Here is a 23281-nt window from a genome sequence, read left to right as displayed (position 1 = left end):
TTTTGTAGCAACGGATTTCAATCCGTTGAAAATATGCGGCGATAAATTTATAAGGAGTTCCGTAGGAACGATTCATGTAAAATTGATTGAAGAACATTACATTTTATAATTGATCTCCGAGTTATCAATAAAAAAGGCTCAAAGTATAAAACTCTGAGCCTTTTCAAATTTTATAAAATATTACACTTCCTAGTTGATACTGTTCAGCATTTCAGCTATTTCGTCTAATCTTGGTGTCAGGATAATTTCGATTCTGCGGTTTTTAGCTTTTCCTTCCGGAGTTGCGTTACTTGCCAAAGGAGAAAATTCACCACGACCTGCTGCTGTTAGTTTTTGCTTATTTATTTTGGCATTTTCACTTAAAATAGCAACAATTGCAGTAGCTCTTTTAGTAGATAAATCCCAATTGTTTGTAATTGCTCCTGATCCGGCATAAGGATCATCATCTGTATGGCCTTCAATTAAAACTGAAAGATCCGGATTGTCGCCTAAAACTTTTCCTAATTCTTCAACTGCCTTTTTACCTTCGGTACCTACAGCCCAGCTTCCTGAATTAAAAAGCAATTTGTTTTCCATAGAAACATACACTTTTCCGTTCTTTTGTTCCACTGTTAAACCTTTACCTTCAAAACCGTTTAGGGCTTTAGACAATGTTTCTTTTAGTTTTTTCATTGCAGCTTCTTTAGCAGCAATCATTGCTTCAAGTTCATTTAAACGACTTGCTGTTTTATCCAAACGTGCTTGCTCTTCAGCTAATTTTTTTGATTTTGCTTCTAATTGTGCAAGTAATTCACGGTTTTTAGCCATATTACTTTCTAATGCATCATTACTGTTTTTTTCAAGTGCATTGTACGAATCCTGCAGAACTTTATACTTTTTTTGCTCGGCAGCCAAATCAGCTTTTTGTTTGGCAAGATCAGCTTTTGCACTATTTAAATCTTTGGTTAAATTATCACGATCTAATTCTAACTGATTTTTTGCATTTTGCAATTCAGTGTTTTGATCAGCAATCGCGCGATTTTCCTTTTTAAGATCCGCAAACTTAGTTTCGAGATCGTTATATATTTTTTTAGATACACATGAAGTAGAAAGTGCTAAAACCAGTAATCCGATGGAGAGTCTTTTAATCATTTTTGTTATGGGTCTTTTAATATTAGGTTTAATTAATTATTCTAAATTTCTTTTTCAAGTGATTTCCTAGCCCTGATTGAAACGGAAATCCTTTTTGTTTTTTCTTTAAAAATAAAAAGATTGCAGAGAAGCAGGAAACAGCTCCATATTCGACTGCGCTCAGGACAACAAGCATAAACTTAAATCGTTATTTCTTTTACAATAACAATACCAAAATTACTCTATTTCGACTAAAACCGGGCAATGGTCTGAATGTACTGCATCCGGTAAGATAACGGCACGTTTAAGCCTGTGCTGCAAAGTATCGCTTACCAGATTATAATCGATACGCCAGCCTTTGTTGTTTCCTCTGGCTCCGGCACGGTAACTCCACCATGAATAATGATGCGGATCTTTATTAAAATGTCGGAAACTATCAATAAAACCTGTTTTCATAAAACCGTCCAACCAGGCACGCTCTTCCGGTAAAAATCCTGAAACAGTTTTGTTGCGAACTGGGTCATGAATATCAATAGCTTCATGGCAAATGTTATAGTCGCCACAAATAATCAGGTTTGGAATCGTAATTTTCAGTTCGTTGATGTAGTTTTGAAAATCATCCATAAACATAAATTTATGGTCCAAACGTTCAATATTTGTTCCTGAAGGCAGGTACAAACTCATTACTGAGCAGTCATCAAAATCAGCACGAAGATTTCGGCCTTCAAAATCCATGTGATGAATTCCTGTTCCAAAAACTACATTATTGGGTTTTATCTTAGACAAAATTGCCACACCACTGTACCCTTTTTTAGTAGCCGGATAATAATATTGATATGGATAACCTGCATTAGTTATGTCCTCTACAGGGATTTGTTCTTGGGTTGCTTTAATTTCCTGCAAACAAATAACATCAGGATTGGCCTGTTGTAACCATTCGATAAATCCTTTTGAAATTGCAGCACGTATACCGTTTACATTATAAGAAATAATTTTCATTACAGTTTTTTTTAGGAATCCAAATGTAATAAAAAAGTGGAAAGTTTGTGTTTGAAACAACGAAAAGTAGAGTTTTTTGTTATCTTTGTTCGCTGCTCTAATAAATTAAAAATAGTACATGGGTTTAGTTACCGCGAAAGAAGTTGCAAAGGCAATAAATGTTGACAAGTACGGAGTTTTTGGTACTTTTTCTGGCTGGGTCCTTATGAAGGTCCTTAAGATATCTACTCTTAATAAAATATATGACCATAATAAACATTTAGAAGACGTTGCGTTTTTAAACGGAGTATTAGACGAGTTGCAGATTAAGTTCGAAATCCCTGAAGAAGATTTAAAACGTCTGCCTAAAGATGGGGCTTATATTACCATTTCAAATCATCCGCTTGGTGGGATTGATGGTATTTTATTATTGAAATTAATGCTTGAAAGAGAGCCAAATTTCAAGATTATTGCCAATTTTTTACTACACCGAATAGTTCCGCTTAAAAAATACATTATGCCTGTAAATCCTTTTGAAAATCATAGGGATGCGCAGTCAAGTGTGGTTGGAATTAAAGAAACATTACGTCATTTAAGTGATGGAAAACCTTTGGGGATTTTCCCTGCCGGTGAAGTTTCTACTTACAGAGATGGAAAATTAGTTGTCGATAAACCTTGGGAAGAAGGAGCTTTGAAATTGATAAGAAAAGCAAAAGTTCCGGTAGTACCGATTTATTTTCATGCTAAAAACAGCAAATTATTCTATTGGCTTTCTAAAATTGATGACACTTTGCGTACAGCAAAATTACCATCTGAATTGCTTACTCAAAAAGATCGTGTAATCAAAGTACGTATTGGAAAACCAATTTCTGTAAATGAACAAAACGAAATTGAATCGTTTGAAGAATACTCAGAATTTTTAAGAAAGAAAACATATATGCTGGCAAATCCTTTCGAAAAGGATCATAAACTGCTGGATACATCGAATTTGAAGATTCCAAAAGCGCCTAAAAAAATTGTAACTCCGGCGAATGAATCAAAAATGAACGCTGAGGTTGATGCTTTAAGAAACAGCGACTGTCGCTTATTGCAAAGCAAAAATTATGAGGTGTTTTTTGCAAGGGCTAAAACAATTCCGAATATTCTACATGAAATTGGACGTTTACGCGAAATCACATTCCGTGAAGTAGGAGAAGGAACTAATGAATCTATAGATTTAGACCAATTTGACCAATATTACCATCACATGTTTTTATGGGATGAGGATACTAAAAAAATTGCCGGCGCTTACCGTATGGGACTAGGTTCCGAAATTTATCCAAAATACGGTATTGAAGGTTTTTATCTGAATGATCTTTTTAGGTTTGAACCTGAATTACATGATATGATGCACAAATCTATCGAAATGGGACGTGCCTTTATCATCAAAGATTATCAGCAAAAGCCGATGCCTTTATTCTTGTTATGGAAAGGAATTATTCATACTACTCTGCGTTATCCTGAACATAAATATTTATTGGGCGGTGTGAGTATTAGTAATCAATTTTCTGATTTCTCTAAATCGTTAATGATTGAATTCATGAAATCAAATTATTACGATCCTTATATTGCACAATACATTCACCCGAAGAAAGCGTACAAAGTAAAGCTGAAAGATGCCGATAAAGATTTTATTTTTGACGAGGCCGAATCAGATTTGAATAAATTTGATAAAATTATTGACGAATTAGAGCCTGGAAATTTACGTTTACCAGTTCTGATTAAAAAGTACATCAAGCAAAATGCCCGTGTAGTTGCTTTTAACGTTGATCCTTTGTTTAATAATGCTATTGATGGCTTAATGTACATTAGAATTGCAGATATTCCTGAAAGCACCATGAAACCAGTTATAGAAGAATTTCAGATAGAACTGGAGCGTAAATTATCTGAGAAAGAAGATATTAATTAAACTCCGAAAGATATCGAAAAAGAAAAACCATTCATAATGAATGGTTTTTTTTATGTTTTAGAACCAAATAGATTGATGCAAAATATCATCAAAAGAATTGTTTCTGATAAAAATTATTAATCGGATAAAATGATAAATAGCTAAGAAATAAGCCAAATTATAGGCTAGTTTTTTATTATATAAAAGTCTTGTAAAGTATTCTTTTTTGGTAATGAGTTCGGTTATCAATACTATAATTGTTACCCAGCAGAATGCAATAACAAAAGGGCCTAAAATGTGATATGAAATTGATTTATACAGATCGCCTTGATAGAAATACACCAATGATTTAGTAATTCCGCATCCTGGACAAGGAAAACCGGTGACCATTTTAAAAGGACAAAATGATTGATCTGACTCTAAATGGTCATTATGATTGTCAAGCATTAAAAAAAACGGAACTATCAGTGTAATTAAAGCACCGATAATTCCGTAAATTTTACGTTTTGTTCTTGTATTATTTGTATAATCTGTTGATATCACCTTGTACGATCATTGCTGCCGCTATAGGAAAAAAGAAACCTAAAACGATTAATAAAGTAGACTGATCTTTTTGAAGTTCACCAGTTTGTTCATATACTTTTGGCAAAGCTTCTTTTCCAGCTAAGTAGTAAAAATAAATATTTACCGGCATGCAACATCCCGCAAAAATTGCAATAGGTTGAGAAATAACTTCTCTTTTAGCCACTGCATTAAAAACTTCGGCAACTTTAATATTCCAATAAATTAAATATAATCCGCAAGTCAAAAATCCAAAAACTAATACCATAATCGGATCAACTTTAAATACCGGGATTGATTCATTAAAATTATTCGGTGTTTCCTCTAATTCCATTTTTTTAATTCTATTTGTTAATTCCTACTCTTTGGATTTTCGGTTACTCCTTTATCTTCTACAAAATATAGACAATTGTTGTAATATATTATTTATATTTTAAAACCAGCCTTTTTTACCAACCTGATACGTTTGGTAAAACTCTTCATCTGTTTTTACAAGATAGATAATTCCTTCTATAAGCCCTATTAAACCGCCTAGTCCGCACAAAAGATTAAGGAGTATCTGAATTATTCCTTCTTTGGTGTATCCCATATAGAATTTATGAATTCCAAAAGCTCCAATTAAAATCCCTAAAACTCCAGCAACAACTTTTTTGTTTTCTTCTCTTCGGACAGGAGGATTGTTCCAATGCTCTTCTGGTTTTGTAGTTTCCATATTGTATATAATTAATTATTGTAATTCAACTTTTCCAATTTCATTAATTTCTTCAATATTGTTTTTAGGGTCAGTACCATATTGATTTGACCCCTGATCACCTTCAGTACAAAGCAAAACAAGTAACCAAATACCACCAACAAAAGGAATTAAAGCAACAAAATAAAACCATCCGCTTTTGTTAACATCATGCAATCTTCTAACAACTACACCTAAACCAGGTATAATAGTTGCAAAAGTATAAAGAGCAAAAAGAATATATCCAATGATTCCTCCTGTAATTGCATCACCGAAGATTCCTCCTAATATGGCTCCAACAATTATTAATAAAATAGAAATTAATCCATTCGCAAGTGCAAAATACCAATATTCGCTTCTTCTGGCGCGTCCTTTAAAATTTGCATAGTTTTCAAAAACCACTTTTTTGTACCATTCAATCATAATAATAAAATTTAGTTAGTTAATCCCTACTCTTTTAGGATTTTCGGGTTCTCCTTTTGTAAAATTTTGTTAAAATCAAAACAATATTAAAAAAAAATAACTTTAAAAACTAATCCGGAACATTATTTTACAGAAAAAACCTGTTATTAAATCATAAATTCAAATCAACAATTATTTTAAATAAAGAGCTTTTATCTTATCTACAATAACCTGCGCCAAACGTTCATGACTTTCGAATGTCCAGCCTGCAATATGGGGCGTAAGAATCACTTTTTTGCCATCTAATAAATATTGGAAGGCTTCCGGGGTATTTTTATCCTGAAAAAGGGTTTCAAAAGATAGTTTTTCATACTCTAAAACATCTAAACCAGCCCCTAATACTTTTCCAGATTTCATCGCTTCCACTAAATCAGCCGTATCGATATTTTTACCTCTTGAAGTATTTATAATCCAAAAAGGCTTTGCAAATGCATTAATAAAATCCTGATTTACCATCTTGTCTGTTTCCGGTGTCCATGGAATATGCAAGCTTAAAACATCTGTTTTTTGTTGTAATTCCTCTAATGAAACCTGTTTTGCGTTTTCATCACCCATATTATCCAAAATATCGTAACACAAAACATCCACTTCAAAACCGCGCAGCTTTTTGGCAAAAGCTTTTCCCATATTGCCATATCCAATAATTCCGACCGTTTTTCCATCGAGTTCATAACCGCGGTTACTTTCCCTGTTCCATTCTCCCAAACGAATTTCACCATCGGCCTGATTCAGTTTATTAAAAAGCGATAAAATCATTCCTAATGTGTGTTCTGCAACAGCGTTGCAATTACCTTCGGGTGCCGCAATCAAATGAATATCCTTTGACAGGGCATAGTCGCAATCAATACTTTCCAGTCCCGCTCCTACTCTGGCAATAAACTGTAATTTGGTCGCTTTATCTATAAATTGTTTATCGATTTTGAATCGGCTCCGAATTACGATTCCGTTATAATCCTGAATTTTGGCTTCAATTTCTTCTTTAGATGACTTAAAATCGGCATGGTTTTCAAACCCTGCTTCTTCTAATTGTTGCCAAAGAATTGGATGATTACTATCGATATGTAGAATTTTTATGCTCATAAATTAAAATTTTAATTAGGAAAACAAAGTAACAAAAAAAATTGCTGCTTATTATTTTAACAAAATCAATTCGACAAGAAATGCGTAAATTCGCATAAAATGGATTATGAAAACAATAGGCTTGATTGGTGGAATGTCCTGGGAAAGTTCTGCTTTGTATTATCAAATTATAAATAGAGGCATTCAGGAAAAACTGGGAGGCGTACATTCAGGTAAATCTTTATTATATTCTGTGGATTTTAATGAAATTGCAATCTTGCAAAAAGAAGGAAATTGGGAGAAATTAGGACAATTGATGATTGAGGCTGCACAAAAACTCGAAAAAGGCGGTGCCGATTTTATTGTTTTATGTACCAATACGATGCATAAATTATCTGATGAAATAGAAAAAAATGTTTCGATACCATTGCTTCATATTGTTGATGCAGCTGCTGAAGAAATTGTAAAAGACAATATCAAAAAAATAGGATTGTTAGGCACATCATTTACAATGGAACAGACCTTTTTTAAAGATCGTTTACTTTATAAGCACAAAATAGAAACGATAATTCCGAATGAAAAACAAAGAGCCGATATACACCGAATTATATATGAAGAATTAGTAAAAGGAATTATAAATACTGATTCAAGAAATGTCTTTTTAGAAATAATATCAGATTTAATGGATAAAGGTACCGAAGGAATTATTTTGGGCTGTACAGAAATTGAATTATTAATTACTAATGAATATACTGATGTAAAATTATTTAAGACCGCCGAAATTCATGCAAAAAAAGCTGTTGAATTTGCACTAGAATAAATTAAAATTCAAAAATGAAATTAACCAAAACTTTTAAAGCTTTTTTTGAAAGCGAGAAATCAGGGGGCCTGTTATTACTTTTTGTCACTTTTGTTTCTCTTTTTCTTGCCAATTCCTCTTTTCAAACGGAATATATTTCTTTTTGGGAGACTCAAATTGGTCATCATTCAATCACACATTGGATTAATGATGGCTTGATGACGATTTTCTTTTTATTAATTGGCCTGGAACTGGAACGCGAAATTTATCATGGTGAATTATCAAGCATAAAAAATGCCTCACTGCCGATAATGGCGGCATTTGGTGGAATGTTGGTTCCTGCATCAATGTTTCTGGCATTAAATTATGGAACGGATACTCAAAACGGGGCCGGAATTCCAATGGCAACAGATATTGCTTTTGCAATTGGAATCTTATCACTTTTAGGGAATAAAGTTCCTGCATCGCTTAAAATATTTTTAACTGCGCTGGCCGTAATCGATGATTTAGGTGCTATAATCGTCATTGCAGTTTTTTATACCACTTCTATTGCATTTGTAAATCTTGCTATAGCCTTAGGAATCTGGATATTTTTATTTGTTTTGAACCGAATGAAAATAACCAATCTTATACCATATTTAATTGGCGGAGTTGCCATGTGGTATTTTATGCTCAATTCCGGGGTTCATGCAACCATTACCGGAGTAATATTAGCATTTGTAATTCCGTTTGGAGATGGTAGAGAAAAATCAACTTCATACAAGCTTCAGCATTTTTTACATAAGCCTGTAGCCTTTATTATTTTACCACTGTTTGCGATTGCCAACACCTGTATTACGATTCAAACTGACTGGCACGAAGGTTTAAATCATCCAAATACTCTCGGGATTATTTTAGGTTTAGTTGTTGGAAAACCATTGGGCATTATACTCTTTTCTTTTATTGGCGTAACTATGGGTATTTGTTCTTTACCTAAAAGTTTAAAATGGTCACATATTTTAGGTGCCGGAATGTTAGGCGGAATTGGTTTTACAATGTCAATCTTTATAACCATTTTAGCTTTTCAAGATCCCGAAACCATTATTTTTTCTAAAATAGCCATTTTAATAGCTTCAGTACTTGCGGGTATTTTCGGATTTGTTTATTTGAAATATATTTTGACACGAAAAACCACTTAACAAAATGAATCCAACAAAAAAACTTATCTATATCGCCTTCATAGCTTCACTAATTTTAGCATGCAACTATAAAAAACCTGAACCTGTTGTCGGGAAAAACATTTCTAAAACCGTCATCAATCTTCAAACACCAAAAAATGAAGAATCTATAGCGGGTATTTATGAAACACAACATGAACAAAACAATACGGACGAATGTAAAATTTCTGTTGAACTGATTAAAGTGAAAGATGGCTATTTATATACTTTCAAAACAAAATCCCGAAAATTAAAAGGGAAAGCTATTTTTACCACTAATGAATCCGGAGAAAAACATATAGTACTAAAAGGTATTAAATGGGATGAATATGAAGGAGATATAAGTCATGAAGATGAAACCGATTCTATTTCCGACTCAGGAGCTGAACCTAAGGAATTGGAAATCCCTGTTGGGATTGACGCAAGTTATGCAAAAGATACACTTACAATTCAGAATTATGGCAATGCTATGAATTCCTACACCAAGATTTCAGAATGCGATAGGAAATACATTCAACTAATTAAAAAATAAAATCCCAAATTCCAAGTTCATTTACGTTGGAATTTGGGATTTTTGATATTTTGGAATTTACTAAATTTTATCCCTTAATTTGTTTCAGGGATGTCTTGATTCCTTTGATTAAAGATGAACTGAAACCATTGTGTTCCATTTCGTTCAAACCAACAATTGTACAGCCCTGAGGCGTTGTTACACGGTCGATTAACTGTTCCGGATGTACTTTTTCTTCCAAAAGCATTTTTGCGGCCCCTTTTACAGTTTGTGCAGCAATTGCCAAAGCAGTTTGAGAGTCAAATCCAATTTCGATTCCGGCCTGCATGGAAGCACGAATATACCTTAAAGCATATGCAGTTCCGCAAGCACCTAAAACAGTCGCTGCATCCATTAATTTCTCATCAATAACAGGAGCGGTTCCCAAATCCTGAAATAAATCAACAATTGGCAATGCCTTTTCCCTATCCTTTTCAGGAAAAGAAATGCAAGTTGCAGACTCACCAAATTGTGCTGCGATATTTGGCATAATTCGAATAACCGGGTATTCATTATTTGTTTTTGACTGAAGAGTATCAAGTGACAACCCGCTAACTGCCGAAGCGATAGTTTTTCCTTTAATTACAGGCAAAATTTCAGCTAAAACAGTATCAACCTGATATGGTTTAATGGTTAAAATGATAACATCGGCCTCCTGAATGTTATGTTTGTTATCTGATGAAACAGTAATTCCTAATTCTGTTAAATATTGAATACTGGCTGTGTTTCTTCTTGTTACTGTTACTTTATGGTTTTGCGAGAATTTTGCAATCCCCAAGGCAATAGAAACTCCAAGGTTTCCTCCTCCTATGATATGTACTTTCATTCTGGTTGTTTTATTTTATATTTTGATTGGTTAATAGCATTTTATTGTTAAACGTTTAACTGTTTATTTGTTTAATCGATTAAACGGTTAAACCTTTTTAGAATCCCAGAATTATTTTGGCAACTCCAAAATAGAGCATAATTCCAAAAACATCATTGGTTGTTGTGATAAAAGGACCCGTTGCTATTGCTGGATCTATTTTATTTTTATGTAAAAAAAGCGGCACTAAAGTTCCTAAAGTCGCAGCAAATAAAATCACTACAATCATCGAAATTGAAATCGCAACTCCCACTAGATATTGTTGATACATAATCGAGTGATATCCGAGTAAAAGCAACGAAATAATACTACCTGAAATCATCGAAACGGTAATTTCTTTTGTAAAATATCCTCTGCTGAATTCTTTTAAAGTCCCGTTTGCCAAACCCTGAACGACAATCGCCGATGCCTGAACACCAATGTTTCCGGCAGTAGCCGAAAGTAAAGGCACAAATATAATCAAGGTTGAATAGGTTTGAAATGTACTTTCATTTCCTTTCAAAACAAATGAAGCCACAATTTCAATCACCATACCGATTAAAAGCCATGGCAAACGTGCTTTGGTCAACTCTAAAACGCTGTCATTTGATTCAACATCCTGCGTAATACCGGCAGCTAACTGGTAATCTTTATCAGCTTCATCCTTGATTACGTCTACGATATCATCAATAGTAATTCTACCAACTAAACGACCAAGTTCGTCAACAACAGGAATTGCCTCTAAATCGTATTTCTGCATGATACGCGCCACCTCAACATCTTCGGTATCTGCATTTACAAAATTCAGCTTGCGAATATAAATATCGCTGATCTGGGTTTTAGTTGAAGTTGTCAATAAATCTTTTAAAGACAATCTTCCTTTAAGACGGTTTTCATCATCAACTACATAAATAGAATGTACTCTGGATACGTTTTCGGCCTGAATACGCATTTCTTTCACGCAGGTAAGTACATTCCAGTTTTCGTTGACTTTTACGAGCTCTTTCCCCATCAGACCACCGGCTGAATTTTCGTCGTAACGCAACAGATCTACAATGTCTTTTGCGTGTTCAACGTCAATTAATTCTGAGATTACCTCGGCTTTAATTTCCTGCGAAAGTTCAGCAATAATGTCCGCCGCATCATTTGTTTCAAGCTCATCAAGCTCTTCTGCAATTTCTTTAGGAGAAAGTCGGCTTAAGATATTCTCACGCAAATCATCTTCCAGTTCAAGAAGGATTTCCGCTGTTTTATCACTATCTAAAACCTTAAAAATATAAGTTGCTTCGTCAAAATCCAGTTCATCAAGGATTTCGGCAATATCAGCGTGATGCAGGTCGTTAAGTAAAACTTCAAGTTCCTTGTCGTTTTTATTAACAATATGCTCTTCTAATTGGTGGATTAATTCTTTACTAACTTTGAACTCCATCGGCTTCTATTTTTTGAGTCAAAACAATAAACTCATCTACGCTAAGTTGCTCAGGGCGAAGATCAAAGATAGTGTCTTCTCGCAAATTATCCGATAAATTTAATGTTTTCAAACTGTTACGTAATGTTTTTCGTCTTTGCTGAAAAGCAGTTTTCACTACAGTAAAGAACAACCTTTCACCACATGGAAGACTATAATCTTCCTTTCGGGTCATTTTCATCACACCCGACTTGACCTTGGGCGGAGGAATAAAAACATTTTCGTCAACAGTAAATAAGTACTCTGTATCATAGAAAGCCTGAGCTAAAACGGATAAGATTCCGTAAGCTTTTGAGCCTTTTTTCTCGCAGATTCGTTCTGCAACTTCTTTTTGAAACATCCCCGAAAACTCCGGAATCTGATGCTTAAATTCTAAAGTCCTAAAAACGATCTGTGTTGAAATATTATAAGGGAAGTTTCCGATAATAGCAAACTGCTTGTTTTCGTAAACCTCATTAATATTGTATTTCAGGAAATCCTGAGAGATAATTTTGTCTTTTAATTTTGGATAATTTTCACCCAAATACACCACAGATTCAGTATCAATCTCAATCACGTGTGTATTAATTGGTTTATCAAGCAAATACTTAGTCAACACACCCATTCCTGGTCCTATTTCTAAAACCTCATCGTATCCTTTTAAGCTCAAAGTATCTGCAATAGCTTTTGCAATACTTTCGTCTTTCAGGAAGTGCTGTCCTAAATGTTTTTTGGCTTTTACTTTTTCCATTTTATATTTTTAGATTCTTAGATTGTTGGATCATTAGATTTTTCGAAATATCGAATAACCCAAAAATCGAATTAATCTATTTTAATGTTCCGAAATAACCTCTAATTCAGTTCTGAAAGAAAGCATTTTATCAGCAAACAATTCCAATGCTTCCTGACGGAATTTTGGTGCATCCTCCAGATAATATTTTTCTAAAGTCGCTTTGCTATCCGTAAAATACTGAACAGAATAGGTAATTCCACCCATTTCTTCTTCAATTAAAACTTTTACAATTCGTGCCGAAGAAAACTTGTTTGTAGCCAGAATTTCCGGAATATGTTTTTCCTGCATCCATTTTAACCATTGGTCATGAACGCTCTCGTGTATATTGGTGGTAACGTTGTAAATAATCATTTTTTTAGATTTTAGCCTTCCCATTTTAGATTCTTCTTAAACTCTAGAATCTAATAACCGGAAATCTGCATTATAAATTTGTATCTCCTCTCAATTGTCGGTATTTTTTTCTGGCATCAACAAAGTAAATACTATCCTGATGGTTAAAAATCACCTTTTCATATAAAGGTTTTGCCTTTTCTGTATCTTTCAACTCATCATTATAAATTTCTGCTAAAAAAAACAATGCTTCATCTACATAAATTCCGTCGCTATGGTGGTCAATTATCTGCTGATACTGACTTAAAGCCGAATTGTAATCCCCCAGACTTTCATAGATTTTCCCTAAACGCAACATTGTTACAGCTTCAATTTCCTGTCCTTTAAAATTCTTCAAAATACTCTGAAACTGAGCAATAGCATCTTGTTTTTTATTTTGATAAATCAGAAAATCACCTTTTGCAAATTGCTTCAATGCCGTTTGTGTCGAATCGGCAACGGTATTATCATTGATCAATAAAAAATATTCCAGAGCGTCATTGGCAATCAACTGCGTATTAGCCGATTTTAATTCTTTAAATTGTTTTAAAGCCCATTCAAAATCAGTTTTATAATAACTTGTTTTAGCGGCTTTCAAACTCGCTTCATGAGACATGACGTCATTCTTCAAATCCAATTGAATCTGCGAATAATAAATCAGCGCCTGATTGAATTTTTCTTCCAAAAGCAAAATATCACCCAACTCCATTTTGGCATCTGCTCTTTGATATTCATTCAGATTAAGTTCTAAAGCTTTTTTTATAATTGCTTTTCCTTCTTCCGGATTTTTTAAATTAAAAGCCACAAAATGTGCCTGAATTATTTGCAAAGATAAGGTAAAAGGAGTTATTTCATAGGTTGTTAGCAATTGTTGTAACTCAGTATTGATAATCGGATACTCTTTTTCCTGTGCTTTAGCAATTTTGATTTCCATCAGACTGGCATTGGTCTGGATCAATAAGTCTAAATCTTTGGTATTTAGAAGAATAAAATTCAGAATTTCAGCAGCAGTTTCAGTGTCATCTTCATTCAATGCAAATTGACTCAGATTAACAATACTCATCAAAGATTCCGGTTCACGTTTATAAATTGCTTTTTCCTGAATAAAAGCTTTACCAAACTCTTTTTGCTGTACATAAAACCAACTCAGATAGTGATTCCAGAATACATCCTGATCTTTTTGCGTTTTCAGGATCAGCGCTTTTTTCATGGCATCTTTAAAAGCGGTATTATCAGCTTCACCATTCATGAAACGGGATAATTGTGTCTGGATTAAATTTGCATTCTGCGGATTTTGAAAAGATTCTGTCAGCAAAAGATCAATCATCAAATCTGTCTTGCCTAACTGACCATATAACATTCCGATCTGGAAATTAAAATTGTAATTTGGCTGAACCTGCATGGCAGCCTGATAGGCTTTTAAAGCATATTCCAACAATACTTTTTTCTCAAAAGAATTCCCGATTCCATAGACATCATTTGGACTGGTTTTAATTTTTTCTATTGCCTGTTCGTAATACGTTTTGGCTTTGGCTTCATTTTTTTGCAATTGAAAGTTATACCCTAATTCAACCAAAAAAACACCTTGTCTGTATTTGTTATAACGATCCTGAATAACTTTTTCGGCAAGAGCAAATTGCTGCAATTGCTGGTAACAATCTACAGTTCTTAAAAAATATTGTGTATTGGATGGTACACTTTTTAAAAGCTCCTCATAACTGATTTTCGCTTTTTCAAAATCACCTTTATCGTAGTAATATTGAGCAAGCTGCTCATTTTGAGAAAATGCAAAAGACGACCACAACAAAACGATATAGATAAAGATGTTTTTCATATTTCAGTTTTTTAGTCGCAGTCCATTTGAATAGTATTCAGTCGCAGTCACAGTTTTCAGTTTTTCAACTGTGACTGAATACTGCGACTGTAACTTTTTTAATTTATAATATCAAATCCGCAGTAAGGACGTAAAACTTCCGGGATTACGATACCTTCCGGCGTTTGGTAATTTTCTAAAATTCCGGCCAAAACTCTTGGCAAGGCCAATGAACTTCCGTTAAGTGTATGTGCCAATTGGTTTTTTCCGTCTTTGTCTTTGAAACGTAATTTAAGGCGGTTGGCCTGAAAAGTTTCAAAGTTAGAAACTGAACTGATTTCTAACCAGCGATCCTGTGCTGTAGAAAACACTTCAAAATCATACGTCAAAGCTGAAGTAAATCCCATATCACCACCACAAAGACGTAAAATTCTATATGGCAATTTCAATTCCTGCAAAATGTTTTTTACATGTTCAACCATTCCATCAAGTGCTTTATATGAATTGTCCGGATGTTCAATACGTACGATTTCTACTTTATCAAATTGATGTAAACGGTTTAATCCGCGAACATGCGCCCCGTAAGAACCTGCTTCACGACGGAAACATGGTGTGTAAGCGGTATGCAAAACCGGTAATTCGTTTTCGTTTAAAATAACATCACGGAATAAATTCGTAACCGGAACCTCAGCAGTTGGAATCAAATATAAATCATCAATTGTAGAATGATACATTTGTCCTTCTTTATCCGGCAATTGTCCCGTTCCATAACCTGAAGCTTCGTTTACCAAATGCGGAACCTGAACTTCATTATATCCTGCAGCTGTATTTTTATCTAAAAAATAATTGATTAATGCGCGTTGCAAACGGGCACCTTTTCCTTTATAAACCGGAAAACCTGCACCAGTAATTTTTACACCCAATTCAAAATCGATGATATCGTATTTTTTAACCAGTTCCCAGTGTGGCTGTGCGCCTTCGTGTAAAACAGGAATATCTCCTTCTTCAAAAACATTCAAATTATCATCCGGTGTTTTTCCTTCAGGAACAATATCTGCCGGAAGATTTGGTAAAGTATATAATTTATTGGTTAATTCGGTTGCTAAAGCTTCTGCTTTCTCTCCTAATTCTTTACTTTTTTCTTTTAATGAAACTGTTTTTTCTTTTAAGATCGCGGCTTTGGATTTTTCGCCTGATTTCATTAATTCACCTATATCTTTGGACAATTTATTAGATTCAGATAAAATGTTATCCAACTCTGCCTGAGCTGCACGACGATTTTCATCTAATTGCACCACTTCTTCAACAACACTTTTAGCATCGATATTTCGTTTTGCCAAAGCCTTGATTACTTTCTCCTGATTTTCTCTAATAAATGCGATTTGTAACATAGCTTGATTTTTATAACTATTGTATTTTTATATAACGGAAGCAAATTTAAGGAAATGTTTGCTAAGAATACGACAAAGTTTTAGGGGAAAAGTTATTTCAGGGTTATTCCGAAAAGATGCACAGAGATACGCAAAGAAATGAACAAGTGGATGGGTTTTAATCCATCCCTACAATATAGTTCAAATCGAAGGTTTTTTTGTAAAGCCCTGGAGGAACGGGTTATTTTGTAGCAACGGATTTTAATCCGTTGAAGACATCGATTAAAATTATAGAAATAAGTAAATTGCAATTAAAATTGAAATATGATCCCTATCGACCATTTTATAGAAGATTTCTCAACAACTTTTAAAGATCTTCCGCAAGCAGAGCCTTGGCAGATTACAAGCGATCTTAAAACAATAATCGAAAAATTGATTCTGAATCTAAGCTCCGATTATGTAATTGAAGATAATATCGCCATTCATAAATCAGCAATAATCGAAAATAATGTGACGATAAAAAAGCCCGCCATCATTGGTGAAGATTGTTATATTGGTGCAAACACATATTTTAGAGAAGGGGTTATTTTAGATAAGTCAGTTAAGATTGGTCCGGGCTGTGAAATAAAGAGCAGTATCATTTGCTCCAATACGGCAGTTGCCCATTTTAACTATATCGGAAACAGTATTATCGGCAGAAATATCAATTTTGAAGCCGGTTCAATCGCTGCAAATCATTACAATGAACGAGCAGTAAAAAAAATATCCGTGCTTTATAATTCAGAAATTATTGAAACTAATTCTGATAAATTTGGTTCATTGATTGGAGATAATTCCAGAATTGGAGCCAACGCTGTATTATCACCTGGAACAATCCTGATTAAAAACACTATTGTGAAAAGGCTTGAATTGATTGAGCAGGTGGCGGATAAATAAATTATTTCGCAAAGTTACTCGAGATTTACAGAAAGGATTTAACTCTTTGAACGAATTAAAATATGTTTAAAACAGTGATTATATAGAATAAAATTCCTCATGAAATTTTGCGCAAACTTTGTACATCTTTTATTTATGCTCCACCAATAACTCCTTGAGCTCATTCGTTTTTAGAAACACAGCCAAACGTCCAGAAAGCAGTAACATATCTCTTTCTTCGGGCGTTATTCTGAGTTTGGTCTCGACATGAGAAGCAAATTCATATAAAATTAAAACCTGACCGGCAGTTAATTCACTGAATTTATCTCTGGTCAATGTTGCCAAAATAACTTCACCATCTTTGTCTTTTCTAAAACTAAGTTCACCGAATTGATCTATTAAATCAAGTTTGAATTTATTGTAAAACTGTAACCAATTATCATAATCGTCATCTGTATTTTTAAGCTCTGTGACTAGTTTTTCATACGGTTCGTCTTTTTTCATTTTCAATAAATGATCGCGTAAAGTCGTAAAACCAATTACCTGATAATTAGAAGTCGGGATTTTATATCGTTCCAGTAAATTTTCGACATCTCTTTCAAAAGTTATATATCGGGTTTGAACCGTATATAAAGATGCCGTTTCAAACAATGCAAGAAGACTGATTTTTCCATCAGTTATGTAGGGTTCTTTTTTCCCTTGTCCCATGCAATCAATAAAAAGTGCTCTTTTATTCTTATTATCTACTTTAGAATCATTATAAAGCAACTCCATTAAAGTTTTGTAACCCATATTATCCGAAGCACCACCATCAATAATACACAATATCTTACTCTGGTCCTTAACTCCGAATTTTGTTTTTGGAAGCACTCCCGGAAAAGCTGAACTTGCCGTAATAGCATATGTAAGCGGAAAATTGTACCCATCATTTATCTGATTTTCATTCAGTGCAATAGAAGCTTTATTAGGCGCCAAAGACGAATTTAAATTCAGGCCTCTGATAATATGTGGCATAAAAGGAATTCGTTCGCCGTTATTGTAAGCTGTTCCATTGGCAACCATCATCGGCAGTAATGGAACATTTTTACTTTCTTTCGGAACAAAAAAATCAGACAAAAGCATTTGAGTTTTAAATTTATCAGGATTTTCGGGATTACTGCTGTCATACTGTAAAATCTCAGCATCTAATCGTTGCGCCATGGATACTTTATCTCCTTTTTCATTTCTGCTGTTGTTTAGCAAAGACAAAATATTGGCCGATTTATCTACGTAATCTTTATAAGCATCGGCTTTAGAAAAATAAAACTCATTAAATGTACAGTTATCATGATACAGTTTGTTTTTCAGGATCGTTAGATAATATCCCGCAGAATAACAGCCTCCGGAAACAGTAGAAAAATAATCGATTTCGTTTAAAAAATTATGTTCTGAATTGTTTTCCTGAATTTCTTCTAATCCCAAAAGTACGCCCATACTAAAAAACTGAGCTCTTGATCCTCCACCTGAAATCCCAATTCCTAAAGCAATATTAGGATTTTGAAACTTTTTATCCCGCTCCTGAACTGATTTATAATCGCTCAATGACACAGACGGAATGGAATTATAATTGATTTCAGAAAATAACGAAATTTTATTTTGAGAAAAACCTATTTGAAAAAGTAGAATGAGGAATGCCTGACAATATCTGTATTTCATTTTGATTCAATTAAAAAGCTAAATCACTACAAGCGAAGTTAACAAAGTTAAAAATCACTGAATCAATTTTTCAAAAATTTGAAAATATTTAACTACTGTCTTTTGATCTCGTGTCCTGTGAATTCCTCCAAAACTGTAAACATTTCATCAACCGAAAGCACTTCGGTATCCGGATGGGATTTTAAAAAACCGGCGTTAAGTACAATCAGGTTTTCTTCTAATTCAAAGAAAGTATCGTTATTCAGTAAATCTCTGATTGGATTTACGCCTTCAAGTTTTCCTTTCAGGAATTTTCCTAGTTTGACACTGCTCATCAAGCGGGCTTTTTTGGCTTGCGCCTGAAATAATTCCAAATGTTTTTCGGCACCAATTAAAGCCAGGCCTTCTTCAATCAATTCGTTCAATTCTTTATTCCAACCTGAATTATATACAAATTGTGCAAAATTACCTTCAGTATATTGAGACGTGTAATAATCTAAATAGTAACTCATCAAAGCATCTTCATGAATCAAATCGTCATCAATTTTTTCCTCACGCATCAGGTTGATTACCGAAATATTAGAATTAATAACGTCCTGAGGGTTTTCGCTGTTTGCTGCGGTTTCTGAAATAATGATTCTGCCGAATTCCATTTTGTTTTTGTTTAATGAGTGTGCTGCAAATTTCGGGTAAATACATGGAGAAAAGAAATATTTTTTATTTCAATCTTAAATTATTAAAGAAAAGTAGTTTATAAAAAAACAGTAGTAAACTTTCGCTTACTACTGTTTTTTTATTGGAATTTTTATTTTTAAATTTTAGATATACTAAAACTTCCTTCGGTAATCTCAATTGTTTGTTCATCCTTAGTTCCGGAAAAATTAAATGTTCCTTCAATTTTTTTACTGTCATTAACAGTTATTTTAATTGTCCCTGCAATTGCATTAAAATTATTGATGCCAGGCATAAAAGTAAAATTTGCCTGATAAGTTGTTTCAAGATTTGATAAATCATAAACAACCGGATGACTTCCGACTGTAGCATCTAAAGGCATCCATAAAGAAATCTTTTTATATGTATTATCTATCCCTTCAGAACCTGATATATCCAAGGTTTCTGAAGTCTGATATCCGGAGTCAAAAGTATAAGAAGTCCCTTTGTATTTGAATTTAATAAAATCTGTCTCCGTTTGACTTTCATCAGATGAATCATTACTACTACATGAAGACGACAAGGCTAAAGCAAAAACTGCAACAGCTAAAAACATAACTTTCTTTAAAATTTTCATTTGAATGGTTTTAATTTGTGTATTCACAAATATATAGATAATTACTACAAAAAGGTAATTGATCTGGGTTATAAAAAAAATTTCGAGTATCTCCCTACTTAAAACGCAATCCTGACTTACAACCAGCTATTTAATCATAAAGGAAACTTGACTTCAGTAGTATAGTAAAACAACCTTATCATATTGTTAGAATAGCTAAGACAACAAAAAAAGTAGTTTTTAAATAATATGCTCTAAACAAATAAACCAGAAAGCGTAGATTTGCAAATCCGTTCTGGTAACGGATAAAACATAAGCTATAGAAACTATAAGTCACTACATGAGAAAAACAGTATTACTATTAACCTGTTTATTTGTTTTGAATGCTTTTTCGCAAGAAAAAAGACTCTGGGCAAAATCGATTATCAATCAGAAAGCACCAAAACTGTTTGTAGAAAAATGGCTATCGGAAAAGCCTGAGACAAAAGGAAAATTTGTACTAATCGATTTTTGGGCAACATGGTGTGGTCCCTGCAAAAGAGCTATCCCTGAATTAAACCGTTTTAAATCGGAATTTGCAAATGATTTAATAGTAATCGGTATCAGTGACGAATCAAAAGAGGTAGTTAATGCTTTAACTGATCCAAAAATAGAGTATTACAGTGCAATCGATACTCAAAGGAAAATGTATGGTGCTTTGGAAATACAGGGAATTCCACATTGTCTTTTAATAGATCCCAATGGAATTGTGCGTTGGGAAGGTTATCCAATATTAACAGGTTTTATGTTGACCAGCAAAGTAATACAAGATATTATTGACAACTATAAAAGCCAGGAAACCGCCACTGATAAATTGAAATAAAACTTCTTGTACTTTGAGTGTTCAATAATGCAATGAAAAAACCGTTAAAAAACTTTATGCAAAGTCAGTTTTGGATTGAAAATAAACTTCCTAAACTGATAAGAACTTGATAAATAGCGAAATACAATGTCATTTACCAGCATCAGATTCGTCGCTACTCTTTTTTTCATTCATTTTTGCAACTAAAGTTTTCAAACGCAATGCCTGTACTTTTTTCTCTTCCCTAATTTTGGCCTTTTTCCGATTTAACAATTTGGTATGCAAAGCCTTGTTTTTGGTGTTTTTTTCGGGTCCTTTTGCCATAATTTAATTTTCTTTAATTACGTTTACAAATATAAAGAACCAATAGTACGAACAATCTTCATTATAACTAAAAACCAAAGAATGGATTCTGAAAAACTTCGAGATATTATCATACCATTAATCGTTATTGGTGCAGGTTTATTCATAAAAACAACCGAAAATAAAAACTATCAAGATGTAAAAAAATGGGGCAAGTATTTAATAATAATCGGAATAGCCTCACTCATTATTAGAAACATTGATTTATTAATCAATTAAGAGTATTTTTTAAAATTCAATAATCAATGAACCCAGCCTTCTTCCCTACCCAAACTCAATTCAGAAAATGGTTAGAAAAGCATCACCAGACAGAAACCGAATTATTAGTTGGTTTCTACAAAGTGAATAGCAAAAAACCATCTATGTCCTGGTCAGAATCTGTAGATCAGGCACTTTGTTTTGGATGGATCGACGGTGTTCGAAAATCAATTGACGAAGAAAGTTATTCGATTCGGTTTACTCCTCGGAAGAAAACCAGTATTTGGAGTGCCATCAATATCAAAAAAGTCGAAGCACTTACAAAAGCCGGACTCATGACGCCTGAAGGCCAAAAAGCATTTGATTTAAGATCAGAAGAACGCTCCCGAATTTATTCACACGAAAAAGAGCCTGCCGTTCTCGATCCGGAATTTGAGAAACAATTTAAAGCCAATAAGCCCGCCTGGAACTATTTTAATCAACAGGCACCATCATACAAAAAAGTAATGATTCATTGGATTATGAGTGCAAAGCAGGAAAAAACCAGAATTTCCAGACTTGAAAAAGCGATCAATGTAAGTATGGAACAAAAACGGATGTTATAAAAAATTCAAATAATTTTAACTTTGATTAACACATAAACAGTAACTTTATTTAAATCAAAAAAAAGTAAAAATGGAAGAAAGAAGAACATTAGAATATTACGTTTTAGATGTATTCTCTAATACAAGTTACAAAGGCAATCCTTTGTCTGTTGTTTTTACAAGTGGCGATTTAGAATTAGAGGTCTATCAAAATATTGCTAAGGAATTTGGTTATTCAGAAACTTCCTTTGTTTATTATTCCCACACACAAAAGGCACTCAACGTCCGCTCCTTTACGCCTATTGGTTTTGAAATAGATGGCGCCGGACATAATTTGTTAGGGGCTGTTTGTGGCGCATTATTAAAAAAATTACCCATATTTGAGGAACAAGATGAAAACAATCGTTTTGTAATCATGAAAAATTCCCCGATACCCATAACTGCGCGTTTTGATCCTGTTACTCAGTATCCTATTGTGCAAATGCATCAAAAACAGGCGGTCATTAAACATCAGATACCTACTTATAAAATAGCAATAGCACTTGGTTTTAAGATTGAGGATTTAGAAATAGATATACTTGTCCCAACAGTAGTCCAGACTGAAGTCGCACACACTATGGTTCCGGTCAGAAACAGCCAGTTACTGAACAGCTGTACTCCTGACAGCAAACTTTTAATAGAAATTTCAAAAGAATATCAATTTGAAGGATTTTATTGTTTTGCTATTACCGATCAAAGCCAGGGTCATATTGTTGAAGCGCGATTTTTTAATCCAATAATCGGAATAGAAGAAGATCCCGCTACGGGGACTGCCGCCGGACCTTTAATTGGCTTTTTGACAAAAAACAAGTATGCGGAACTCAACAAAGAATATAAAATTCTGCAAGGTGTCAAATTAAACCAGCCATCACTGATTGAAGTAATGAATAGAGGAAATGACATTTTGGTTGGGGGTTCATCTGTTATTACGATGCGCGGGGAACTTTATATATAATTCAAACAAGTAAGTCACTATGAGTATCGAAAACACGATTTCAAAAATATACAACAACAAAAAAGCTGCATTGATGAATGCAGCTTTTATATTTTAATAGAAAACAGAATTTTTAGCCTGATTTAGTTTTTAATTTCCTGTTCCAGAATTATTTTCTTTTCCGGCGGAATCCGTTTCTTTAAAAATAAAATCTGGCCCAAATGACTTGACTGGTGCTCCATAACATGAAACCAGCAATATTGATTACTGATATCATATTTTTTTTGCACTTCAGCAAACCATGCATCATCTCTTTTCTTTAATTCTGAAATGGTTTTTGCTCTTACTTCATTATAAATATCTAAATAATATTGAATATTATGGCCTTTAAATTCGTCCCGGCCTCCCTGATCTAAATTTAAAGCCGTATCCCATTTTTTCTTTTCCTCTTCATTAAA

26 protein-coding genes and 1 pseudogene are annotated in these 23281 nt (G+C 33.6%); 9 read left to right on the top strand and 18 right to left on the bottom strand.

Going from position 1 to position 23281, the window contains the following annotated elements:
- Positions 1-189 precede the first annotated feature (189 nt).
- Together PMI10_RS15765 and PMI10_RS15760 are read right to left on the bottom strand one after the other, a co-directional pair.
- Positions 190-1131 (bottom strand): OmpA family protein, encoded by a 942-nt coding sequence (locus tag PMI10_RS15765; RefSeq protein WP_007809781.1) that lies wholly within the window; start codon positions 1129-1131, stop codon positions 190-192.
- A gap of 216 nt (positions 1132-1347) precedes the next feature.
- On the bottom strand, positions 1348-2109 hold the full coding sequence (locus PMI10_RS15760) for an exodeoxyribonuclease III (protein WP_007809780.1): 762 nt from the start codon (positions 2107-2109) through the stop codon (positions 1348-1350).
- Positions 2110-2227: 118 nt separating this feature from the next.
- Here PMI10_RS15760 and PMI10_RS15755 point away from each other — a divergent pair, with 118 nt between their 5' ends.
- Positions 2228-4036, top strand: coding sequence for a GNAT family N-acyltransferase (locus PMI10_RS15755; protein WP_007809778.1), 1809 nt, complete (start codon positions 2228-2230; stop codon positions 4034-4036).
- Between the two features lie 57 nt (positions 4037-4093).
- Here PMI10_RS15755 and PMI10_RS15750 read toward each other — a convergent pair whose 3' ends face one another.
- The 5 genes from PMI10_RS15750 to PMI10_RS15730 form a co-directional block, all read right to left on the bottom strand.
- Entirely contained in the window at positions 4094-4558 is a 465-nt protein-coding gene (locus PMI10_RS15750) for a DUF2752 domain-containing protein (RefSeq protein ID WP_035631977.1), read from the bottom strand.
- Positions 4533-4910 carry a DUF4234 domain-containing protein gene (locus PMI10_RS15745; protein ID WP_007809776.1) on the bottom strand — a complete coding sequence of 126 codons (378 nt, stop codon included), beginning with the start codon at positions 4908-4910 and terminating at the stop codon, positions 4533-4535. Before PMI10_RS15745 ends, PMI10_RS15750 begins: the two co-directional genes overlap by 26 nt.
- A gap of 99 nt (positions 4911-5009) precedes the next feature.
- Positions 5010-5288, bottom strand: a complete 279-nt coding sequence (locus tag PMI10_RS15740) for a TM2 domain-containing protein (protein WP_007809774.1) — start codon at positions 5286-5288, stop codon at positions 5010-5012.
- A gap of 15 nt (positions 5289-5303) precedes the next feature.
- A complete protein-coding gene (locus PMI10_RS15735; protein ID WP_007809772.1) occupies positions 5304-5729 on the bottom strand; it encodes a DUF805 domain-containing protein in 426 nt (141 codons plus the stop codon).
- A 171-nt stretch (positions 5730-5900) separates the two neighbouring features.
- Entirely contained in the window at positions 5901-6848 is a 948-nt protein-coding gene (locus PMI10_RS15730) for a 2-hydroxyacid dehydrogenase (protein ID WP_007809770.1), read from the bottom strand.
- A 106-nt stretch (positions 6849-6954) separates the two neighbouring features.
- Here PMI10_RS15730 and PMI10_RS15725 point away from each other — a divergent pair, with 106 nt between their 5' ends.
- From PMI10_RS15725 to PMI10_RS15715, 3 genes are read left to right on the top strand one after another with little or no spacing between them, the layout of a single operon-like run.
- Positions 6955-7647, top strand: a complete 693-nt coding sequence (locus PMI10_RS15725; RefSeq protein WP_007809768.1) for an aspartate/glutamate racemase family protein — start codon at positions 6955-6957, stop codon at positions 7645-7647.
- A gap of 14 nt (positions 7648-7661) precedes the next feature.
- Positions 7662-8804 (top strand): Na+/H+ antiporter NhaA, encoded by a 1143-nt coding sequence (nhaA, locus tag PMI10_RS15720; RefSeq protein ID WP_007809766.1) that lies wholly within the window; start codon positions 7662-7664, stop codon positions 8802-8804.
- Between the two features lie 4 nt (positions 8805-8808).
- Entirely contained in the window at positions 8809-9354 is a 546-nt protein-coding gene (locus PMI10_RS15715; protein WP_007809764.1) for a hypothetical protein, read from the top strand.
- 67 nt (positions 9355-9421) lie between these two features.
- On the opposite strand, the gene proC is transcribed toward PMI10_RS15715, so the two are convergent.
- The 6 genes from proC to serS form a co-directional block, all read right to left on the bottom strand.
- Positions 9422-10198, bottom strand: coding sequence for a pyrroline-5-carboxylate reductase (gene proC, locus PMI10_RS15710; RefSeq protein ID WP_007809762.1), 777 nt, complete (start codon positions 10196-10198; stop codon positions 9422-9424).
- Between the two features lie 97 nt (positions 10199-10295).
- Complete coding sequence (mgtE, locus tag PMI10_RS15705; protein WP_007809761.1) at positions 10296-11645, bottom strand: magnesium transporter; 1350 nt, start codon at positions 11643-11645, stop codon at positions 10296-10298.
- Complete coding sequence (gene rsmA / locus PMI10_RS15700; protein ID WP_007809759.1) at positions 11629-12414, bottom strand: 16S rRNA (adenine(1518)-N(6)/adenine(1519)-N(6))-dimethyltransferase RsmA; 786 nt, start codon at positions 12412-12414, stop codon at positions 11629-11631. Before rsmA ends, mgtE begins: the two co-directional genes overlap by 17 nt.
- An 81-nt stretch (positions 12415-12495) precedes the next feature.
- Positions 12496-12807 carry a DUF4286 family protein gene (locus PMI10_RS15695; protein WP_035631978.1) on the bottom strand — a complete coding sequence of 104 codons (312 nt, stop codon included), beginning with the start codon at positions 12805-12807 and terminating at the stop codon, positions 12496-12498.
- A 70-nt stretch (positions 12808-12877) separates the two neighbouring features.
- Entirely contained in the window at positions 12878-14659 is a 1782-nt protein-coding gene (locus PMI10_RS15690) for a tetratricopeptide repeat protein (RefSeq protein ID WP_007809754.1), read from the bottom strand.
- A gap of 98 nt (positions 14660-14757) precedes the next feature.
- Positions 14758-16029 carry a serine--tRNA ligase gene (gene serS, locus PMI10_RS15685; protein WP_007809752.1) on the bottom strand — a complete coding sequence of 424 codons (1272 nt, stop codon included), beginning with the start codon at positions 16027-16029 and terminating at the stop codon, positions 14758-14760.
- A gap of 303 nt (positions 16030-16332) precedes the next feature.
- Here serS and PMI10_RS15680 point away from each other — a divergent pair, with 303 nt between their 5' ends.
- Positions 16333-16944, top strand: a complete 612-nt coding sequence (locus PMI10_RS15680; RefSeq protein WP_007809749.1) for a DapH/DapD/GlmU-related protein — start codon at positions 16333-16335, stop codon at positions 16942-16944.
- Positions 16945-17073: 129 nt separating this feature from the next.
- Here PMI10_RS15680 and PMI10_RS15675 read toward each other — a convergent pair whose 3' ends face one another.
- The 3 genes from PMI10_RS15675 to PMI10_RS15665 form a co-directional block, all read right to left on the bottom strand.
- Positions 17074-18618, bottom strand: coding sequence for a patatin-like phospholipase family protein (locus tag PMI10_RS15675; RefSeq protein ID WP_007809747.1), 1545 nt, complete (start codon positions 18616-18618; stop codon positions 17074-17076).
- Between the two features lie 92 nt (positions 18619-18710).
- Entirely contained in the window at positions 18711-19250 is a 540-nt protein-coding gene (locus tag PMI10_RS15670) for a DMP19 family protein (RefSeq protein ID WP_007809745.1), read from the bottom strand.
- Between the two features lie 158 nt (positions 19251-19408).
- The gene (locus PMI10_RS15665) at positions 19409-19885 is read right to left on the bottom strand and encodes a hypothetical protein (protein WP_007809742.1); all 477 of its coding nucleotides are present in this window, start codon (positions 19883-19885) and stop codon (positions 19409-19411) included.
- A gap of 319 nt (positions 19886-20204) precedes the next feature.
- Here PMI10_RS15665 and PMI10_RS15660 point away from each other — a divergent pair, with 319 nt between their 5' ends.
- Positions 20205-20726 (top strand): TlpA family protein disulfide reductase, encoded by a 522-nt coding sequence (locus PMI10_RS15660; RefSeq protein ID WP_007809740.1) that lies wholly within the window; start codon positions 20205-20207, stop codon positions 20724-20726.
- A 129-nt stretch (positions 20727-20855) separates the two neighbouring features.
- Here the strand turns inward: PMI10_RS15660 and PMI10_RS22230 are convergent, their stop codons facing one another.
- On the bottom strand, positions 20856-21029 hold the full coding sequence (locus PMI10_RS22230) for a hypothetical protein (RefSeq protein ID WP_007809738.1): 174 nt from the start codon (positions 21027-21029) through the stop codon (positions 20856-20858).
- Positions 21030-21110: 81 nt separating this feature from the next.
- Here PMI10_RS22230 and PMI10_RS22115 point away from each other — a divergent pair, with 81 nt between their 5' ends.
- The 3 genes from PMI10_RS22115 (at position 21111) to PMI10_RS15650 (ending at position 22844) form a co-directional block, all read left to right on the top strand.
- On the top strand, positions 21111-21287 hold the full coding sequence (locus tag PMI10_RS22115; protein ID WP_007809736.1) for a hypothetical protein: 177 nt from the start codon (positions 21111-21113) through the stop codon (positions 21285-21287).
- Between the two features lie 26 nt (positions 21288-21313).
- Positions 21314-21871, top strand: coding sequence for a YdeI/OmpD-associated family protein (locus PMI10_RS15655; RefSeq protein WP_007809734.1), 558 nt, complete (start codon positions 21314-21316; stop codon positions 21869-21871).
- A gap of 70 nt (positions 21872-21941) precedes the next feature.
- The gene (locus PMI10_RS15650) at positions 21942-22844 is read left to right on the top strand and encodes a PhzF family phenazine biosynthesis protein (RefSeq protein WP_007809732.1); all 903 of its coding nucleotides are present in this window, start codon (positions 21942-21944) and stop codon (positions 22842-22844) included.
- 122 nt (positions 22845-22966) lie between these two features.
- On the opposite strand, the pseudogene PMI10_RS15645 reads toward PMI10_RS15650, so the two are convergent.
- Positions 22967-23281 (bottom strand): annotated as a pseudogene (locus tag PMI10_RS15645) (hypothetical protein); the annotation flags it as partial.

This window comes from Flavobacterium sp. CF136 (genome assembly GCF_000282055.1).
In the GTDB taxonomy this organism is placed as follows: Bacteria; Bacteroidota; Bacteroidia; order Flavobacteriales; family Flavobacteriaceae; genus Flavobacterium.
Note: the sequence above shows the minus strand (reverse complement) of the source record. Positions and strands in the feature narration are given on the sequence as shown.

What these genes read in the sequence shown, in the direction of transcription:
- PMI10_RS15730 (WP_007809770.1), bottom strand. Translation starts at nt 6,848, where the DNA reads ATGAGCATAAAAATTCTACATATCGATAGTAATCATCCAATTCTTTGG.
- PMI10_RS15695 (WP_035631978.1), bottom strand. Translation starts at nt 12,807, where the DNA reads ATGATTATTTACAACGTTACCACCAATATACACGAGAGCGTTCATGAC.
- PMI10_RS15690 (WP_007809754.1), bottom strand. Translation starts at nt 14,659, where the DNA reads ATGAAAAACATCTTTATCTATATCGTTTTGTTGTGGTCGTCTTTTGCA.
- serS (WP_007809752.1), bottom strand. Translation starts at nt 16,029, where the DNA reads ATGTTACAAATCGCATTTATTAGAGAAAATCAGGAGAAAGTAATCAAG.
- PMI10_RS15755 (WP_007809778.1), top strand. Translation starts at nt 2,228, where the DNA reads ATGGGTTTAGTTACCGCGAAAGAAGTTGCAAAGGCAATAAATGTTGAC.
- PMI10_RS15745 (WP_007809776.1), bottom strand. Translation starts at nt 4,910, where the DNA reads ATGGAATTAGAGGAAACACCGAATAATTTTAATGAATCAATCCCGGTA.
- PMI10_RS15715 (WP_007809764.1), top strand. Translation starts at nt 8,809, where the DNA reads ATGAATCCAACAAAAAAACTTATCTATATCGCCTTCATAGCTTCACTA.
- PMI10_RS15655 (WP_007809734.1), top strand. Translation starts at nt 21,314, where the DNA reads ATGAACCCAGCCTTCTTCCCTACCCAAACTCAATTCAGAAAATGGTTA.
- PMI10_RS15680 (WP_007809749.1), top strand. Translation starts at nt 16,333, where the DNA reads ATGATCCCTATCGACCATTTTATAGAAGATTTCTCAACAACTTTTAAA.
- PMI10_RS15665 (WP_007809742.1), bottom strand. Translation starts at nt 19,885, where the DNA reads ATGAAAATTTTAAAGAAAGTTATGTTTTTAGCTGTTGCAGTTTTTGCT.
- rsmA (WP_007809759.1), bottom strand. Translation starts at nt 12,414, where the DNA reads ATGGAAAAAGTAAAAGCCAAAAAACATTTAGGACAGCACTTCCTGAAA.
- PMI10_RS15760 (WP_007809780.1), bottom strand. Translation starts at nt 2,109, where the DNA reads ATGAAAATTATTTCTTATAATGTAAACGGTATACGTGCTGCAATTTCA.
- proC (WP_007809762.1), bottom strand. Translation starts at nt 10,198, where the DNA reads ATGAAAGTACATATCATAGGAGGAGGAAACCTTGGAGTTTCTATTGCC.
- PMI10_RS15735 (WP_007809772.1), bottom strand. Translation starts at nt 5,729, where the DNA reads ATGATTGAATGGTACAAAAAAGTGGTTTTTGAAAACTATGCAAATTTT.
- PMI10_RS15765 (WP_007809781.1), bottom strand. Translation starts at nt 1,131, where the DNA reads ATGATTAAAAGACTCTCCATCGGATTACTGGTTTTAGCACTTTCTACT.
- PMI10_RS22230 (WP_007809738.1), bottom strand. Translation starts at nt 21,029, where the DNA reads ATGGCAAAAGGACCCGAAAAAAACACCAAAAACAAGGCTTTGCATACC.
- PMI10_RS15670 (WP_007809745.1), bottom strand. Translation starts at nt 19,250, where the DNA reads ATGGAATTCGGCAGAATCATTATTTCAGAAACCGCAGCAAACAGCGAA.
- PMI10_RS15725 (WP_007809768.1), top strand. Translation starts at nt 6,955, where the DNA reads ATGAAAACAATAGGCTTGATTGGTGGAATGTCCTGGGAAAGTTCTGCT.
- PMI10_RS15675 (WP_007809747.1), bottom strand. Translation starts at nt 18,618, where the DNA reads ATGAAATACAGATATTGTCAGGCATTCCTCATTCTACTTTTTCAAATA.
- nhaA (WP_007809766.1), top strand. Translation starts at nt 7,662, where the DNA reads ATGAAATTAACCAAAACTTTTAAAGCTTTTTTTGAAAGCGAGAAATCA.
- PMI10_RS15660 (WP_007809740.1), top strand. Translation starts at nt 20,205, where the DNA reads ATGAGAAAAACAGTATTACTATTAACCTGTTTATTTGTTTTGAATGCT.
- PMI10_RS15650 (WP_007809732.1), top strand. Translation starts at nt 21,942, where the DNA reads ATGGAAGAAAGAAGAACATTAGAATATTACGTTTTAGATGTATTCTCT.
- PMI10_RS22115 (WP_007809736.1), top strand. Translation starts at nt 21,111, where the DNA reads ATGGATTCTGAAAAACTTCGAGATATTATCATACCATTAATCGTTATT.
- PMI10_RS15740 (WP_007809774.1), bottom strand. Translation starts at nt 5,288, where the DNA reads ATGGAAACTACAAAACCAGAAGAGCATTGGAACAATCCTCCTGTCCGA.
- mgtE (WP_007809761.1), bottom strand. Translation starts at nt 11,645, where the DNA reads ATGGAGTTCAAAGTTAGTAAAGAATTAATCCACCAATTAGAAGAGCAT.